This window comes from Microbacterium trichothecenolyticum, from assembly GCF_030818955.1.
GTDB classification, from domain to species: Bacteria; Actinomycetota; Actinomycetes; order Actinomycetales; family Microbacteriaceae; genus Microbacterium; species Microbacterium trichothecenolyticum_B.
Genome location: NZ_JAUTBF010000001.1, coordinates 307,362 through 323,272 on the forward strand (window position 1 = coordinate 307,362; position 15,911 = coordinate 323,272).

At 69.5% G+C, this 15,911-nt stretch carries 19 protein-coding genes; 9 read left to right on the forward strand and 10 right to left on the reverse strand.

The features are described from left to right. Positions 1-30 precede the first annotated feature (30 nt). Positions 31-1,059 (reverse strand): class II fructose-bisphosphate aldolase, encoded by a 1,029-nt coding sequence (gene fbaA / locus QE412_RS01420; protein WP_307479246.1) that lies wholly within the window; start codon positions 1,057-1,059, stop codon positions 31-33. A gap of 178 nt (positions 1,060-1,237) precedes the next feature. Between fbaA and glpX the strand changes: the two genes are divergently transcribed. Beyond that, positions 1,238-2,227 (forward strand): class II fructose-bisphosphatase, encoded by a 990-nt coding sequence (gene glpX / locus QE412_RS01425; RefSeq protein WP_307479248.1) that lies wholly within the window; start codon positions 1,238-1,240, stop codon positions 2,225-2,227. 289 nt (positions 2,228-2,516) lie between these two features. After that, entirely contained in the window at positions 2,517-2,726 is a 210-nt protein-coding gene (locus tag QE412_RS01430; protein ID WP_307479252.1) for a UDP-N-acetylmuramyl pentapeptide phosphotransferase, read from the forward strand. 15 nt (positions 2,727-2,741) lie between these two features. Here QE412_RS01430 and QE412_RS01435 read toward each other — a convergent pair whose 3' ends face one another. Together QE412_RS01435 and QE412_RS01440 are read right to left on the reverse strand one after the other, a co-directional pair. Further along, entirely contained in the window at positions 2,742-4,076 is a 1,335-nt protein-coding gene (locus QE412_RS01435) for a DNA recombination protein RmuC (protein WP_307479253.1), read from the reverse strand. 54 nt (positions 4,077-4,130) lie between these two features. Next, a complete protein-coding gene (locus QE412_RS01440) occupies positions 4,131-4,724 on the reverse strand; it encodes a 3'-5' exonuclease (RefSeq protein WP_307479254.1) in 594 nt (197 codons plus the stop codon). 267 nt (positions 4,725-4,991) lie between these two features. Between QE412_RS01440 and QE412_RS01445 the strand changes: the two genes are divergently transcribed. The 3 genes from QE412_RS01445 to QE412_RS01455 all read left to right on the forward strand — a co-directional run bounded on the left by QE412_RS01445 (position 4,992) and on the right by QE412_RS01455 (position 7,547). Beyond that, on the forward strand, positions 4,992-5,741 hold the full coding sequence (locus QE412_RS01445; protein ID WP_307479255.1) for a class I SAM-dependent methyltransferase: 750 nt from the start codon (positions 4,992-4,994) through the stop codon (positions 5,739-5,741). Positions 5,742-5,950: 209 nt separating this feature from the next. Then, entirely contained in the window at positions 5,951-7,024 is a 1,074-nt protein-coding gene (ychF, locus tag QE412_RS01450; protein ID WP_307479256.1) for a redox-regulated ATPase YchF, read from the forward strand. 61 nt (positions 7,025-7,085) lie between these two features. Next, complete coding sequence (locus tag QE412_RS01455; RefSeq protein WP_307479257.1) at positions 7,086-7,547, forward strand: DUF4279 domain-containing protein; 462 nt, start codon at positions 7,086-7,088, stop codon at positions 7,545-7,547. Positions 7,548-7,623: 76 nt separating this feature from the next. Here the strand turns inward: QE412_RS01455 and QE412_RS01460 are convergent, their stop codons facing one another. The 5 genes from QE412_RS01460 to QE412_RS01480 form a co-directional block, all read right to left on the reverse strand. Beyond that, positions 7,624-8,127, reverse strand: a complete 504-nt coding sequence (locus tag QE412_RS01460; protein ID WP_307479258.1) for a hypothetical protein — start codon at positions 8,125-8,127, stop codon at positions 7,624-7,626. A gap of 134 nt (positions 8,128-8,261) precedes the next feature. After that, a complete protein-coding gene (locus QE412_RS01465; RefSeq protein WP_307479260.1) occupies positions 8,262-8,510 on the reverse strand; it encodes a PLDc N-terminal domain-containing protein in 249 nt (82 codons plus the stop codon). Between the two features lie 74 nt (positions 8,511-8,584). Continuing rightward, entirely contained in the window at positions 8,585-8,824 is a 240-nt protein-coding gene (locus QE412_RS01470; RefSeq protein ID WP_307479261.1) for a hypothetical protein, read from the reverse strand. Between the two features lie 10 nt (positions 8,825-8,834). Then, positions 8,835-9,443, reverse strand: coding sequence for a hypothetical protein (locus QE412_RS01475; protein ID WP_307479263.1), 609 nt, complete (start codon positions 9,441-9,443; stop codon positions 8,835-8,837). A 113-nt stretch (positions 9,444-9,556) separates the two neighbouring features. Beyond that, complete coding sequence (locus tag QE412_RS01480) at positions 9,557-10,882, reverse strand: D-alanyl-D-alanine carboxypeptidase family protein (protein ID WP_307479274.1); 1,326 nt, start codon at positions 10,880-10,882, stop codon at positions 9,557-9,559. Positions 10,883-11,047: 165 nt separating this feature from the next. On the opposite strand from QE412_RS01480, the gene QE412_RS01485 reads away from it, so the two are divergent. Next, positions 11,048-11,218, forward strand: a complete 171-nt coding sequence (locus QE412_RS01485) for a CsbD family protein (RefSeq protein ID WP_307479275.1) — start codon at positions 11,048-11,050, stop codon at positions 11,216-11,218. Between the two features lie 117 nt (positions 11,219-11,335). Further along, positions 11,336-12,304, forward strand: coding sequence for an aldose 1-epimerase family protein (locus tag QE412_RS01490; protein WP_307479276.1), 969 nt, complete (start codon positions 11,336-11,338; stop codon positions 12,302-12,304). 54 nt (positions 12,305-12,358) lie between these two features. On the opposite strand, the gene QE412_RS01495 is transcribed toward QE412_RS01490, so the two are convergent. Beyond that, entirely contained in the window at positions 12,359-12,766 is a 408-nt protein-coding gene (locus tag QE412_RS01495) for a glucose-6-phosphate dehydrogenase (protein ID WP_307479278.1), read from the reverse strand. 170 nt (positions 12,767-12,936) lie between these two features. Here QE412_RS01495 and QE412_RS01500 point away from each other — a divergent pair, with 170 nt between their 5' ends. Together QE412_RS01500 and QE412_RS01505 are read left to right on the forward strand one after the other, a co-directional pair. Then, positions 12,937-14,337: a flotillin family protein gene (locus QE412_RS01500; RefSeq protein WP_307479279.1), complete on the forward strand. Its 1,401-nt coding sequence runs from the start codon at positions 12,937-12,939 to the stop codon at positions 14,335-14,337. A gap of 15 nt (positions 14,338-14,352) precedes the next feature. Then, positions 14,353-15,195: a DNA-formamidopyrimidine glycosylase family protein gene (locus tag QE412_RS01505; protein ID WP_307479280.1), complete on the forward strand. Its 843-nt coding sequence runs from the start codon at positions 14,353-14,355 to the stop codon at positions 15,193-15,195. A gap of 146 nt (positions 15,196-15,341) precedes the next feature. Here the strand turns inward: QE412_RS01505 and QE412_RS01510 are convergent, their stop codons facing one another. Beyond that, complete coding sequence (locus tag QE412_RS01510) at positions 15,342-15,890, reverse strand: type 1 glutamine amidotransferase domain-containing protein (RefSeq protein ID WP_307479281.1); 549 nt, start codon at positions 15,888-15,890, stop codon at positions 15,342-15,344. Positions 15,891-15,911 lie beyond the last annotated feature (21 nt).

Genomic DNA, 15,911 nt, shown 5'->3' on the forward strand with positions numbered 1-15,911 from the left:
TGACCGGGGCGTTCGTGCGTGCGGGCTCGATCAGCCCTTCGAGTGACCGAAGGAGCCGAGCTGCTTGGTGGCCTCGACCACGCGGACGGCCATGGCCGACTCGGCGACCTTGCCCCAGGCGCGGGGGTCGTACAGCTTCTTGTTGCCGACCTCGCCGTCGACCTTCAGGACGCCGTCGTAGTTCGAGAACATGTAGCCCGCGATCGAGCGCGTGAAGGCGTACTGGGTGTCGGTGTCGATGTTCATCTTCACGACGCCGTTCGCGACCGCGAGAGCGATCTCCTCGTCGGTCGAGCCGCTGCCGCCGTGGAAGACGAGGTCGAGGGGCTTCGGGCCCGTGCCGAACTTCGCGGCGATGCCCTCCTGGATCTCACCGAGCAGTTCGGGGCGGAGCTTGACGCCACCGGGCTTGTACACGCCGTGCACGTTGCCGAAGGTGAGGGCCGAGATGTAGCGGCCGTTCTCGCCGAGGCCGAGGCGCTCGACGGCCTTCGAGACGTCGGCGACGGTCGTGTAGAGGGCGTCGTTGGAGCCCTCGTGCTGCACGCCGTCTTCTTCGCCGCCGACGACGCCGACCTCGATCTCGAGGATGGCGTTGATGTTCTTCAGGCGGGGGAGGAGCTCGGCCGCGATGTCGATGTTCTCGTCGAGGGGAACGGCCGAACCGTCCCACATGTGCGACTGGAAGATGGGGTTGCGGCCGGCCTTGACCTCTTCTTCGGAGGCCTCGAGCAGCGGCAGGACGAAGCCGGGCAGAGCGTCCTTGGGGCAGTGGTCGGTGTGCAGTGCCACCGTGATGGGGTAGTTCTTGGCGACCTCGGTGGCGTACTTGGCGAAGGCGAGCGCCCCGGTGGCGCGGGCCTTGACCGTCTGACCGGCGAAGTAGTCGGCGCCACCGGTGGTGACCTGCAGGATGCCGTCGGACCCGGCCTCCGTGAGGCCCTGGAGCACCGAGTTGATGGTCTGCGAGCTCGAGACGTTGATCGCGGGGTACGCGAAGCCGCCGGCCTTGGCGCGGTCGAGCATGTCGGCGTACTGCTCAGGGGAAGCGACGGGCATGGAGGTGCTCCTTGGTGTTGTCGGGACACCGTCAGCCTAGCGAAGGCGCCGGATCGTGACGGTGCCCTCCGTGCAGGAACATGGCACTTCTGTCGATTCGTTAAGAATGCCGATTCCTTCACGCCGCGATCGGTGAAATCCGGCGGTTGTCACCGCGAGGCTGGATACAGTGGGCCTCATGGTGAGCCTGACTGCCGACATGAGCCCTTTGCACCCCGACCGCAACCTGGCTCTGGAGTTGGTGAGGGCGACAGAGGCGGCGGCCATCCGCGCCGTCCCCTTCATCGGACGCGGCGCGAAGGAGGCCGCCGACGGCGCCGCGGTCGACGCGATGCGGGCATTCTTCAGCACGGTCGCCTTCGACGGCACGATCGTGATCGGCGAGGGCGAGAAGGACAACGCCCCCATGCTTTACAACGGCGAGCGTGTGGGCAGCGGACGCGGCCCCCGCTGCGACGTGGCGGTCGATCCGATCGACGGCACCTCGCTGACCGCCGCCGGACGCCAGAACGCGCTGTCGGTGATCGCGGTCTCCGACCACGGATCGATGCTCGACGCGTCGAGCGTGTTCTACATGGACAAACTCGTCACCGGCCCCGCGGGTGTCGGTGTCGTCGACATCCGCCTGCCCATCGGCGAGAACATCCGTCTGTTGGCGAAGGCGCTCGGCAAGCCCGTCGACGAGATCGTCGTGTCGGTGCTGAACCGCCCCCGCCACGAGCAGCTCATCGCCGACATCCGCGAGGCGGGCGCCGGGACCCGCCTGATGAGCGACGGCGATGTCGCCGGCGGCATCAACGCCGCCCGCCACAACGCGCGTACCGACATGTGCGTCGGTATCGGCGGCAGCCCCGAGGGCATTGTCACCGCGTGCGCGATCAAGGCGCTCGGCGGCCACATCCAGGGCGTACTGGCGCCTCGCACCGACGACGAGAAGCAGAAGGGCCTGGATGCCGGGCTGAAAGTCGACGGCGAGGTGTACGAGGCCGATGACCTGGTGAAGGGCAAGAACACGATCTTCGTGGCCACGGGCGTGACCGACGGTCAGCTCGTGCAGGGCGTTCGCCGCGAGGGGGATTTCCTCTACACCGAGAGCGTCGTGCTGCGCGGTGCGTCGGGCACGCTCCGCCGCATCTCGTCGGAGCACCTGACCTCGAAGTGGCTCTGACGCGCTAGGCCTCGCCGGCGCCGCCCGTGCCGGCTTGTGTGGATGCACCCGGCGTTTCGGGCAACGGGTGCGGCGCGGCGCGGCCGCGTGGCCCCGGGGTCACGGTGCGCGCCCCAGGGGTCGCGGAACGCGCTCCGTGGCGCAGGAGCGCCGTGTCCGGCGAGACGCACACCTACAGCCGGGCGTGTCGTGACGCAAGCGTGACCGGTCGAAACGGGGCTGTCTGGCAAAATGATCAGCGGTGTCAACGGCGACCCTGTGTTCTTCCGAGACCCGAAGGGGATCGTAAATGGCAGCTACGACCAATCAGACCGCGCCCCAGACGGGAGCACATGCGGTGATTGCTGATGCCCTCGACCCGGCCCGACGCCCCGACGTCCTCCTGCGCGTGCGTCGCGCCGAGGGCCACGAGGTCAGCGCGTGGTGGATGGTCGGTGCCTTCGTCGGTGTCTCGGCGGCTGTGGTCAGCCTGCTCAGCTGGGTTCCCGGCGGCTCTTGAGCCGTCGCTCCCGCTTCACGGACTCCCTTCCTCGATCCCCGCGCGGACGCGTACCTCTCCCAGATCGGCGCTGACGGGGAGCTCTTCGATCCCTTCGACGGCGCTGTCGGGAGGTGTTGATCGTTCGAGGTCCGCGTCGAGGAACTCCGGCGCGGCCCACCGTCGGGGCGTCGCTTCCAATGCCGCCGGTGCGGACACGGCATCGAGCTTGGTCTCGTCGATCCCGGGGAACTTCCGCGCCGTGACGAGGACGCGCGATTCGAGCGAACCCGCGAACTTGTTGTAGCTGTCGACCGTGCGTTCGAGGGCGCGGCGCAGGTCACCAGCGTGGCCGGCCAGCACCCCAACGCGCTCGTAGAGCTCGGTGCCGAGGGCGAAAAGCGTCCGCGCTTCGTCGGAGACGTCTTGCTGGGTCCAGGTGAAGGCGACGGTCTTGAGCACCGCCCACAGGTTGACGGGCGAGGCGAGAGCGACACGACGGGTGAAGGCATGGTCGAGCAGCGTGGGGTCTTCGTCGAGCGCGGACGCCATCAACGACTCGCTGGGCAGGAAGCAGATGACGAACTCCGGGCTCGCGGACAGGCCGGCCCAGTACGTCTTCTTCGCCAGAGCGTCGACGTGCACCCTCACGGCCTTCGCGTGTCGTGCGAGCAGTGACGCGCGGCGGGCGCCCTCATCGCCGTGCGCCGTCACCGCGATCGCGCTGGCCTGCAGGTAGGCGTCGAGGGGCACCTTGGCATCCACCGCGAGCGCCTTGCCCCCGGGGAGGCGGACGACCATGTCGGGCCGACCCGCGCCGGCGTCGGTGGTGATGGCTGATTGCAGGTCGAAGTCGACGTACCGCGTGAGACCCGCCGCCTCGACCACGCGGCGCAGCTGCGTCTCGCCCCAGACCCCGCGGGTGCTGCCGGAGCGCATGGCCGACGCCAGCGACTCGGTGGTGGCGCGCAGCGCCTCGTCGGCCTCGCGCGAAAGGCGCAGCTGCTCGCCGAGCGCCGAGTACTGTTCGACGCGGTCGCGCTCGAGGCCGTCGACCTTGCGCTGCATGGCGTCGAGCGTCTCGCGCACCGGGTCGAGCGCGCGCAGCACCGTCTGCTCCCGGCGCTCCCGCTCTTCGCGCGCGGCTTGGTCGGCTCGCGACTGGCCGACGAGCTCGCGGTAGAGGGTGACCTGGTGGTCGAGCTGTGCGCGCAGGGCCGCGCTGGTCGTCTCGGCGGCCGCCACCCGGGCTCCGATGTCGTTGCGCTCGACGGCGGCGCGCGCCGCCGCGCGCGACGAGCCGACGAACCAGCCGCCGGCGACGCCCAGCGCGAGGGCGAGCATCACGAGTACAAGAGCGATGGCATCCATGGGGTCAGCATGCACCAGACCTCCGACATCGGCGGAACGCCGGGCCGCGCGGGGTCAGGCGACGGCGCGCGCGGCGGGCTCGACGGCGATCTGCGACACCCGCACGCCCAGGTGAGCGGCCAGTGCGTGGACGTCGTCGGCTCCGGCGCGGCGGGCGCAGTCGATCGTGATCTCCGCGCACGCGACCGCGTCGGCGAGGGCATCGTGGTGCGCGAACGGCGAACACCCCGCCTCGGCGGCGACGAGCGGCAGCCGGTACGAGTCGAGGGTGTACGTCTTGCGCGACATCTGCACGCTGCAGAGGTACCGGTAGGGCGGGCACTCGTCGCCCGTGGCGGCGCAGGCGCGGCGCAGCACCGACATATCGAAACCGGCGTTGTGGGCGACCAGGACGTCGGTGCCGGCGAACGCGGTGAGGCGGGAGAGTTGCGCGCTCCAGTCCGGCGCGTTCGCGACGTCGCCGGGCTGAATGCCGTGGATGCCGACGTTGATCGGCGCGAAGTGGTCGTGTCCGGTCGGCGGTTTGATGAGCCAGGCCGCCGTGGCGACGACCCGCCCGTCGCGGACTCGCGCGAGACCGACCGCACAGGCAGACGCGCCGCTGGAGTTCGCCGTCTCGAAGTCGATCGCGGTGAAGTCCAGGGCCACGTCTCCACCTTCAACGCGCGGGGTCACGGCGCAGGGGAGGCGCGCCGGGAACCGGCGGGGTCGGCGGTCGGGACCGAGAGGTGGGGCAGGGCCGTCGTGCGGAGTTCGCGCCCGACACGCGGGAGCGGTCGGACGACCAACGGCGTGTTGCGGGCGAAGTCCGCGGGACGGCGCAGCTCCGCCGGGACGGCGCAGCTCCGCCGGGCCGGCGAGCACCGGATGGCCCTCAGGCGGGCGGTGTCGGAGGGGCGGCGTAGGGTCGTGGTCATGACCGATCGCGACAAGTCGATGTCGTTCGGCCGGGCGGCCGCCGCGTACGAGTCCGGCCGACCGGGGTATCCCATCGACTCCGTGGCCTGGCTGCTCGAGCCGATACGCGAACCCGGCCGTGCACTGCGCGTCGCCGACGTGGGTGCCGGAACGGGCAAGCTCACACGCGCCGTCGTCGAACTCGGTGCCGACGTCGTCGCGGTCGACCCGGATGCCGACATGCTCGCGACTCTGCGCGAGAACGTTCGGGGCGTGCCGACCTTCGTCGGCACGGCCGAGGCGCTGCCGCTGCCGGATTCAGGCCTCGACGCCGTCGTGATGGGGCAGTCATGGCACTGGGTGGATCCCGAGGCCGGATCGCTCGAGATCGGCCGTGTCCTGCGCAGCGGAGGCACGCTGGGGCTCATCTGGAACATCCGCGACGACAGCGTGGGCTGGGTACGCCGGCTGACCGCGGCGATGGGCGGCTCCAACGCCGAGGTTCTGCTCGCCACAAGGGGGCCGCGCGTCTCGTCGCCGTTCGGTGACCTGGAGCACCGTGTCTGGCGGTGGGATCGTCTCCTCACCCTCTCGCAACTACGCGACCTCGTCTTCTCGCGCAGCGACGTCATCGTGGCGAGCCCCGAGAAACGCGCGCGCATCGATGCCGAGGTCGACGGGGTCGTGGCATCCGTTCCCGGTCTCGCCGAGGGCGGCACGGCCGCCTTGCCGTACGTCACGCACGCCTTCCGCGCGCGCCGGCCCTGATCCCGCCGGACCGCGCAGGGTCAGGGCAGCCCCGCGGCGGCTGATTCGCCGCGCCTCGTCGGGTGAGAACAGGGGATCGCTCGAGAACAGGCCGATACCCCGCGTGGGCGACCTGTTCCCACGCGATCCCCTGTTCCCGTGACGGCGACGCGCGCCGTCGCCGACGTGGAGGCCGTCGGGCGGCCGGCGGCCGGGTAACCTGGACTCCCGTGGCTCTTACCATCGGAATCGTCGGCCTTCCCAACGTCGGAAAGTCGACCCTCTTCAACGCCCTGACCAAGAACTCGGTGCTCGCCGCGAACTACCCGTTCGCCACCATCGAGCCCAACGTCGGGGTCGTGAACCTGCCCGATGTGCGCCTGCAGCAGCTCGCCGACGTGTTCGGCAGCGAGCGTCTCGTGCCCGCCGCGGTGTCGTTCGTCGACATCGCCGGCATCGTGCGCGGCGCCAGCGAGGGCGAGGGGCTCGGCAACCAGTTCCTCGCGAACATCCGTGAGGCGGATGCCATCGCCCAGGTCGTCCGCGGATTCGCCGACGTCGACGTGGTCCACGTCGACGGTCAGGTGAACCCCGCGAGCGACATGGAGACCATCAACGCCGAGCTGCAGCTTGCCGACCTTCAGACGCTGGAGAAGGCGATCACGCGTTACGAGAAAGAGGTCAAGGGCAAGAAGCTCGACCCCTCGGTGCTCGATGCCGCCAAGGCCGCGCAGGATGCCCTGCAGCGTGGCGTGCTGCTCTCGGCATCCGGTCTCGACCTCGCCCCCATTCGCGAGCTGGGTCTGCTGACCGCGAAGCCCTTCATCTTCGTCTTCAACGTCGACGAGGCCGTGCTCACGGATCAGGCGCGCAAAGACGAGCTGTCGGCGCTGGTCGCGCCCGCGAAGGCAGTGTTCCTGGATGCCAAGATCGAGTCCGAACTGATCGACCTCGACCCCGAGGATGCCGCCGAGCTGCTGGCCTCCACCGGTCAGGACGAGTCGGGCCTTGACCAGCTCGCCCGCATCGGCTTCGACACTCTGGGGCTGCAGACCTACCTCACGGCCGGTCCCAAGGAAGCGCGCGCCTGGACGATCCCGAAGGGCGCCAAGGCCCCGCAGGCGGCCGGCGTCATCCACACCGACTTCGAGAAGGGCTTCATCAAGGCCGAGGTCATCTCGTTCGCCGATCTTCTCGAGCTCGGCTCGGTCGCCGAGGCTCGCGCGAAGGGCAAGGCGCGCCTCGAGGGCAAGGACTACGTCATGCAGGACGGCGACGTGGTGGAGTTCCGCTTCAACAACTGACGCGTGACGGGGAGCCCACGCGCGTCAGCGCTGCGGTTTTACGCCGGACTAGTATCGCTGCATGATTCGCCGCAACCGCGCGTCGTTGAGCATCCGCTCCGACGCCTACTCGGTCGCGGAGATCACGGCGATGCTCGGAATCGAGCCCGATGAGTCGGGTGACATCGGGACTCTGACTCGCGCGGGGCGTGCGGGCCGCGACGTGGCGCCCGCGCGGCTGCGGCACCAGCGCACGTTCTGGTCGATCACCGAGAAGGACGACGGTGAATCGCGCGACGACGAAACCGGGTTCGCTGCGTTGCGCAGGCTGGTGAACCGGGTGGCCCCGAACGCGCAGGCACTCGCCGATATCAGGGAGAGCGGGGAGACGGTTCTGTGGTGGTCGGGTGACTCCGACAGCGTGCAGGGCGGCTTCGTGCTGGAGGCCGATCTCATCGTCGACGTGAGCAGGCTCGGGTGCCATGTGTATGGAACCGCGTACTTAGACGACGGCGAGGCGGATGGATCGCGAGCGGATCAATGAACCACAGACCCAGCGGTCCTCGACTCACCTGTTTCCCGCGGCGAGTCGACGACATCACCCGCAGGGCGCGGGCCAGCTAGGAGGAGTGGTACATCAGCGGGATGAGCAGCAGGAATCCCCCGGAGATCGCGGCCGAAGCCACCGCCGAGACCGTGCCGCACATGGTCATCGATGCGAAGAACCGCCAGCCGAACTTCGTTCCCTTGACGCCCATCGCGGCGTAGGAGAGAGAGACGAACACGGCAATGGCGATCACGGAGATCGGCAGTACCGGCGCCGCGCGGAACGCAGGGATCTCCGGGAACAGCAACACGAGCCAGATCATTGATGTGCCGGCCGTCGTCGCCGCATAAGCCGACATGGCGATCCAGAAGATATTGAAAGCGACGAGGTTCGTCAGCCACCGCCACCGTTCACGCACCACGATCAGCTCGTGCCCTCGCGTCGTAGCGGGCTCTCCTTCGCCGGCCATCGACGAGTTTCCGTCCTCATCGATGCCGGGCAGCGCCGCGGTCGACAAGGCGACAGCTCGAGCCACGGCCTCGCGGTGCTCAAGCTCGGCATCGTCGATACGCGTCACGCCACCCTCCCATACGAAGTCGCAGGTGGGCTCGGCGCATCTGGTGAGAAGCAGACTCATGACTCCTAGCGTGCACCGCATCGGGTGACGCACACTCCGACAGCTACGAGGATGAAGGATCAGGGTGAACCGGGTCAGCGCAGCGTAGACGCCGTCTGATGCTCCTTTTCACGTCTAGCTGCGATGCGCCGAGCGATGAACCACAGAGCCGCACCCCCTCCCGGGACGAAGACAATCAGGACAAACCAACCGAGGTTCGTCACGAAGTGAGACGTTCTGTACCGCGTCAGCGAAGTGAGCGCGACGAGCGTCAACGCCGCGACGGTGAGGCAAAGAACAGCCAGACCGAAGTCCATGGCGGACCGCAGCAGAGGATTGGTCACGTGCTCAGGGTAGGCGTGGCCTCAGCTCCTTCACGAGCCCCGCGGGGACCTCACATCAGGCACCCGCGCCCAGGTCACGCCTGGCCCTCGTCCGGCTCGCCCGCTGAAGTCGGGTCCTGGCGGAAGAAGACTCGAGCGAGCAGCGCGGCTCCGCCGAGTACGCAGAGCCAGGCAACTCCCCAGGCAGCAAAGCCGAGCAGCGGGTTCGGATCGATCCACGCTTGAACGGCGCTGGTCCCCTTCAGGAGCATCCAGGCGAGGAAGACCCCAACGAGAAGGATGCCGCTGACAGCGCCTCGGAGCTTCTTTGCCATGCCCTCGAGGCTACCGCTGCGCGCTCGTGTGCTCGACCTCCGTCAACCCGCTGCGCGGCGTCCACCGCCATCGCGTCCCCAGCCCGTCGTTGTACTCGAGCTGGACGATGGAGCGATCGCTCGCGACGGTGAATGGGTCGAGAACGTCGTCGGGGCGCACGGGAAGCGGAATGCGCTCCCACCGCGGCTGGCCCATCTTGAAGCCCTGCTCGACGAAGAACTTCCCCGGCGGGAGGATGTTCATGTGGACGACATGCGTCGTGCCCTTCCAACCGGCGACCGTCACGTCGACGTCGTGGAAGACCGCGGATGTCGGACTCTGGTTCGAGATGACGACGACGTAGCGGCGGTCCGCCTCTTCTCGATCCGCCGCCCACCACGCGGCCACGCTTCCCGCGAGGGCGCGTCGCTCCCTGTTGCGGTCGAGCTCGTCGCGCGCTCGCTCACGAGCCTCAGTGGCCGCCGAGGCGTCTTTCGCATCGAGCCGGGTCTGCTCCGCGGTCTTGTTCGCAGCGAGCGCATGACGAAGGGCGAAGATGCTGAGGCCTGCACCGAGCGCCGCCGCGATCGCAGCGACCCAGTCGGCCAGTGTTCCCCATTCGAGGTCGATGATGTTCACAGCTCGACGCTAAGCGTGCCGTCCGGCGGGTCAGAGGCACAGCTCGTGCATATCGCTCGTCCCGCGGCGGAAATCATCCGTCTGCGCGATCGTTCAGGCGAAGCGGTCGGCGCTCAACCCAACTCGCCCGGATGCGTCAGCCGCCACCACAGCGTCGGCTGCTCGATGGCACCCGAGATCTGGACGTCGGAGGCCACCGTGTTCGGGCCGGCGGTCCAGGTGACCGTGCCGACCCGCTCGCCGTCGGCGTAGCTTTTGGGTGTGATCGTGTCGAGCGAGACGGTCACCGGTGTGTCCGACCAGGTGCGCAGCGACGCGCCGCGCGCGAGCACGACCGTCGCCGTTGATCCCCACGCCGTGGTGATGGTGCCGATCTCATCTCCGAGATCTCCGACCCGGAGGTCGTGGAATCCGTCCTGAATGCTCTGCAGCAGTGCGATGACATCCTGATCGGTGCTGTCGTGGGTCGCGCCGCCCATCCGTACGCCGACGACCTGCAGCGGCGAGCCGATTCCGATGTCGAGTCTCGAGGTGAACAGCAGGTTGAACATGCCGTCGCCGAGGTTGCCGGTCTTGAGCCCCGTGACGCCGAGCGTGCCGAGCAGGTCGTTGGTGTTCGTGACGGTGCCGGGGCCTGCCGCGCTGAAGGACCGGGTGGCGGCGATCGCGGCGATCACGGGGTTGGCCGCGGCGATACGCCCCAGGGCGACGAGATCGCTGGGCGTGCTGGTGTTGCGCTCGTCGACGCCCGTGGCATCCACGACCCGGGTGTTCTGGAGCCCGTTCGCGCTCAGCCACGACCGTGCCGCCTGCACGTATGCGCTCTCGGAGCCGAAGCCCCACCGCGCGAGGGCCACGGCGTAGTTGCTCGCCGAGGGGAGGAGCATGGTCGCCATCGCGTCGTGCTGCGACATCGACGATCCGTCGGGCATGCGGGCGATCGTGACGCCGCGCACGTAGAACTGGTCGTACAGATCGGTATCGGCCTTGGTGAACGAGATCGTCGGGCCGGGGTCGTTCGGCCCGGTGAGGGGGTGAGCATCGAGCACGACGAGGGCCGTGATGAGCTTGGTCACGCTCGCGAGCGGGCGCGGCTCGTCGCCGCCCGACGACGCGAAGGTCCCCGCGGCGTCGGGGCCGAGGTACGCCTCGCCGCCCGCCACGCTCACGAGCATCGACCCCTCGGTCGGAAGGACGATATCGGCGGGTGCTCCTGCGGCGACGGCGGGGGGCTTCGACGTCACCGTCGGCGGGGCGAGCGTGGCCGAGGACGCCCACCAGACGTACCCGCCGCCCCCGGCGAGCACTACGAGGACGACGATGAGGAAGGCCAGCAGCGCGGCGCGGGCTCCGCGCCCGTCGCGGCGTTCCGGGCCCGGGGAGCCGTCGAGCAGGTCGGCGAAGTCCGCCAGCGCGTTCGGGGTCTGCGGCGCGTTCATACGATGAAGCGGATGGTCGATGTCGGGCGAGGCAGCACGGTTCGAACCTAACCAACGGCTGTTGCTCATGGGGGAGCGGATTTCAAGCCCCCTCGCGGTCACGGGCGTGCGACCTAGCGTGTTGAACGACGGGAATTCCCCGCATTTCTCACGGGAGGAGCCGACATGGGACTCGACGACAAGATCAAGAACGCCGCAGAAGACATCAGCGGCAAGGCCAAGGAAGCCTTCGGCAAGGCCACCGACAACGAGCGGCTCGAGGCCGAGGGCGACGCCGACCAGAGCAAGGCCAACATCAAGCAGGCCGGCGAGAACGTCAAAGACGCGTTCAAGTAAGCGGTCCTGCGCGAATGCCCCGGTTTCTCACGAACCGGGGCATTCGTCTTTTCGGACGACCTTGTCGCGAGGACCGTGGATGCCGGCACCTCCCCGCCGCACCGGGATAATGGCGGCATGACCGATGTCGTTCCCACCGAGACTCCCACCCTCGTCTCGGGCACCCCCGTCGTCCTGCGTGCCCACGGCTACGAGGCCGCGATCGCCAGCGTCGGGGCGTCACTGCGCTCCCTGACTTTCGAGGGTCGTGACCTCGTCGTCCCCTTCGCGGCCGACGAACTGCGCCCCGCCTACTGCGGTACGACGCTCGCGCCGTGGCCGAACCGCATCGTCGATGGCATCCACCGCTTCGACGGGGCGGAGCACCAGCTGCCCCTCACCGAGCCCGACCGTGGTCACGCGCTGCACGGTCTGCTCTCGTGGACGGACTGGAACGTGCTCGACGCCTCCGACGAGGCGGTCACGCTCACCGCGACCGTGCCCGCGCAGGCCGGGTACCCGTGGTGGCTCGTGGTCTCGACCACCTACCGTCTCGACGCCGCGGGCCTCACGCAGACCGTCCGGGCGACGAACCTGTCCGACACGCCGGCCCCGTGGGGCACAGGCCCCCACCCGTACCTCATCGCTGGTCCGGCGACGCTGGACGAGTGGAGCCTCGTGCTCCCGGCCGACACCGTGCTCGAAGTGACGCCGGATCGGCTGTCGCCGGTGGCACTGGCATCCGTCGCCGTCGACGCCGCGCGTTTCGACTTCCGCGACGAGCGCGTGCTGGGCGCCGTCGAGATCGACCACGCCTACACGGGACTGATTCGGGATGCCGACGGGCGGGCGACCGTCGTCGTCACCGATCCGTCGGGCACCGGAGTCGCCATGAGTTGGGCGGGGGAGTGCCCGTGGGTGCAGATCCACACCGCCGACCTGCCGAGCGGTCCGGGAACTCCCGGACACCGTGCGGGCCTCGCGGTGGAGCCGATGACCTGCGCGCCGGATGCGTTCAACGACGACGCCTACGACTTCGACACCGGCGTCGTCTCCCTCGATCCCGGCGCCTCGCACGAGGCCGGCTGGACCATCTCGGCGCGCTGAGCCGCAGACAGAACCGCCCCGGAGCGATCCGGGGCGGTTCTGTCGTTTCCTCCGTCAGACGACCTGCGCTCCGCACATGCCGCAGTCGCCGCCCGCCGAGACCTCGACGAAGCAGTCGGGGCACATGGTGCGCACGGGGCGGTCGGTGATCGGGGTGGGCTTCGGGCCGGTCGTGCGCCGCTCGGCGCGCGGCGCCGCGGCGCGGGCACGCTTCAGCTCGACCGGGGCAGGCGGCGGGGGAGCGGCGGCCGGCTTGTGGGCCTCGCAGTAGAAGCGCACGAACCCGCCGTGGTGCTTCGGGTGACGGTGCTTGACGGCCCAGAGCTCGGTGCGCTCGTACAGGGGGCCGTCGGTGCCGCAGGCGACGCAGCGGGTGGCTTCGCCGGGCACCACGTCGGCGACGAGGACGGGAACGTCGAAGCGGATGGCATCCCGCCAGTCCTGCGACGAAACGATCTTCATGGGGGACCCTTCTTCGGCGGTTCGGGCCGCCTCACCCTCAACGGTACGCTCCTCCTCACCCGTCGGGGAACGTCATCGGTACACAGAGGGGTGGACAGTGCCCGCGGGGCTCCGGATAGGTTGGAGAGGATTCCCCCGCGCCGGTCACCGGTGCCCGTCGAAGGAGAAGTATGGAACTCGCCGCATTGGGAGCCATCGGGGTGATCGCCGCGATCGTGGTGGTCGTCGCGATCGTCGTCATCCTCGTCATCGCCCTCGTGATCCGCGGGTGGTACCGCGTCGCCAAGGCCGACGAAGCCCTGGTCATCGTCGGTAAGCGCCAGAAGAGCGCCACCGGGGAGTCCTCGCGCATCACCGTCATCACCGGCGGGGGCGCCATCGTCAACCCGCTCACCCAGCGCGGTGAGATGATCTCGCTGCGCGCGCGGCAGATCAAGATGGAGCCGACCGCGCAGTCGTCGAACGGCGTCACCGTCAACGTCAGCGGCGTGGCCCTGGTGAAGATCGGCTCCGACCCCGAGTCGGTGCGCCGGGCGGCCGAGCGCTTCGCATCGCAGGACAAGGCGATCGAGCAGTTCACGACCGAGCAGCTCGAGGGCGCCCTGCGCGGTGTCGTCGCGACGCTCACGGTCGAGGAGCTCATGCGCGACCGGCAGCGCCTGTCGGACCAGATCGCCGAAGGCATCAAGGGCGATCTGTCGTCGCAGGGCCTGATCCTCGACTCGTTCCAGATCCAGGGGGTCACCGACGGCAACGGGTACATCGCGGCACTGGGGGCCACCGAGGTCGAGCGCGTCAAGCGTGAGGCCGAGGTCGCTCGCATCAACGCCGTGCGCGAGATCCGCGCGCGCCAGATCGCGACCGACGAGGCCAACCTCATCGAGCAGACCGCACTCGACAAGAACAGTGCTGCGGCCAAGGCCGAGGTCGGCCGCGCGAACGCCGAGGCCGAGCAGGCCGAGGCCCTGGCCCGGGCGGAGCGTCGCCAGGCGGTGCTCGAACAGGAGGCGCAGAACACGCAAGCGCGCCTGGAGTCCGAGGTCAATCGCGTCGCCGATGCCGACCTGTATCAGCGGCAGAAAGATGCCGACGCCGAGTCGTACGCGCAGATCAAGGCCGCGCAGGCCCGCGCCCAGATCGCCGAGCAAGAGGCAGCGGCGGTGCGCGTGCGCGCGGAGGCCGATGCGCAGGCCGTGCGCCTGGCCGGCCAGGCGCGCGCCGAGGCGATCCGTGCCGAGGCCGAGGCCCTGTCGCACAACCAGGAAGCCCTGCTGGCCCAGCGTGCTCTCGAGGCGCTCGTGCCGATGATGGCGGAGTTCGCCAAAGGGTACGACCGTGTCGGCAACGTCACGGTGCTGGGCGGCGAGGGGGCCAGCGGCCATCTCGCGGCGGAGTCGGCCACCGGCCTGCGCTCGTCGTTCGAGGCCGTGCGGGCGGCGACCGGCATCGACCTGGCGCAGATCATCCAGGGACGCGCCGTAGCCGATGCCTTCGCCGAGGCGTCGCGGCGCCCGGCCGAGGCGGCGCCGGCGCCCCAGCCGACGGGGCCCGGCACCGAGCCCGAGGTCTGATCGCCGAGATCGGTCATGCCCGAAGCCCCCGAGGTCGAGGCGCTCGCACATTTCCTGCGTGAACGCCTCACCGGTCACGCCGTCACCCGCGTCGAGCTGATCGAGGCGCGCGCGCTCAAGACGCGAGCGCGGCCGCTCGATGAGATCGTCGGTCGCGCGGTCACCGGGGTGACGCGCCACGGCAAGCACATCGACGTCGACCTCGCCGGCGTGCATCTCGGCATCGGCTTCGGCCGGGCGGGGTGGGCGACGTGGCAGGCCACCGGGGGTGGGAGCGAGGAGGGCGGGAGCGGTGAGATCGCCGCCGGTGCTGCCGTGATCGCGCGGATCGCGTTCGATATCGGCATCCTGGGCATCACTGACGCGGCGGACTGGCTGTCGGTCCAGCTCCACGTGGTCGACGCACCCGATGATGTTCCCGCTGTGGCCAAACTGGGTCCGGATGCCGCTGACCCCGCGTACTCGCGCGACATGTTGAGCGCTGCGCTGGGAAAACGGCGGAAGCAGCTGAAGGCGCTGCTGCAGGAGCAGGAGACCCTGGCCGGGATCGGCAACGCGTACTCGGACGAGATCCTGTATGCGGCCAGACTGTCGCCCGTCGCGCACGCCGCGGCGCTGAGCGAAGACGACATCACTCGGCTCTACCTCGCGCTGCACGACACTCTCGGTGCGGCCGTGATCGCGCGGCGCGGAGTGCCGATCGCCGACCAGAAGGCCGCGAAGGTCGCCTCGATGCGCGTGCACGGGCGCACAGGGGAGCCCTGCCCCGACGGCCAGGGTGTGATCGAGGACATCCCCGGCACGAAGGGCGGTGGGCAGTGGTGCCCGTCGTGCCAGACCCTTCCCGAGGGGGCGTGAGAGGCGGCGGCGAGCGGTGTCGGCCTCGCGTTGCGGGTGTGATGCGAGCCCACGTCTGCGGCGACGGGGATTCTGCGCGCAGGACATGCGCCCGAGACGCGAACGACCCCGGACCGTGGTCCGGGGTCGTTCGCGCAGAGGGCCGATCAGGCGGTCTGACCCGCGTGCGCGCCCTCGGCGACCTCTTCGATGAGCTTGGCGTTGAAGGCCGGCAGGTCGTCGGGGTTACGGCTCGAGACGAGGCCCTGGTCGACGTGCACCTCTTCGTCGACCCAGGTCGCGCCGGCATTGCGCAGGTCGGTCTGCAGGGTCGGATAGCTCGTGAGGGTGCGGCCCGCGAGAACGTCGGCCTCGGTGAGGATCCACCCGCCGTGGCAGATGACGGCGACGGGCTTGTGCTGTGCGAAGAAGTCGCGCGTGAACGACACGGCATCCGAGACGATGCGGATCTCGTCGGCGTTCTGCACGCCGCCGGGAAGCACGAGAGCATCGAAGTCACCGGCGGACGCCGACGAGACGGGCAGGTCGACCTTCTGCTCGTGGCCCTTCTCTCCGGTGATGCTGCCCTCGCTCGGCGAGACCAGCACGGCTTCGGCGCCGGCGGAGGTGACGGCATCCCACGGGCTGGTGAGCTCGCTGTCCTCGAAGCCGTCGGTGAGCAGGAAGGCGATGCGCTTGCCGCTGAGATCGGTCATGGGTCGACTCTCTCTTTCTCG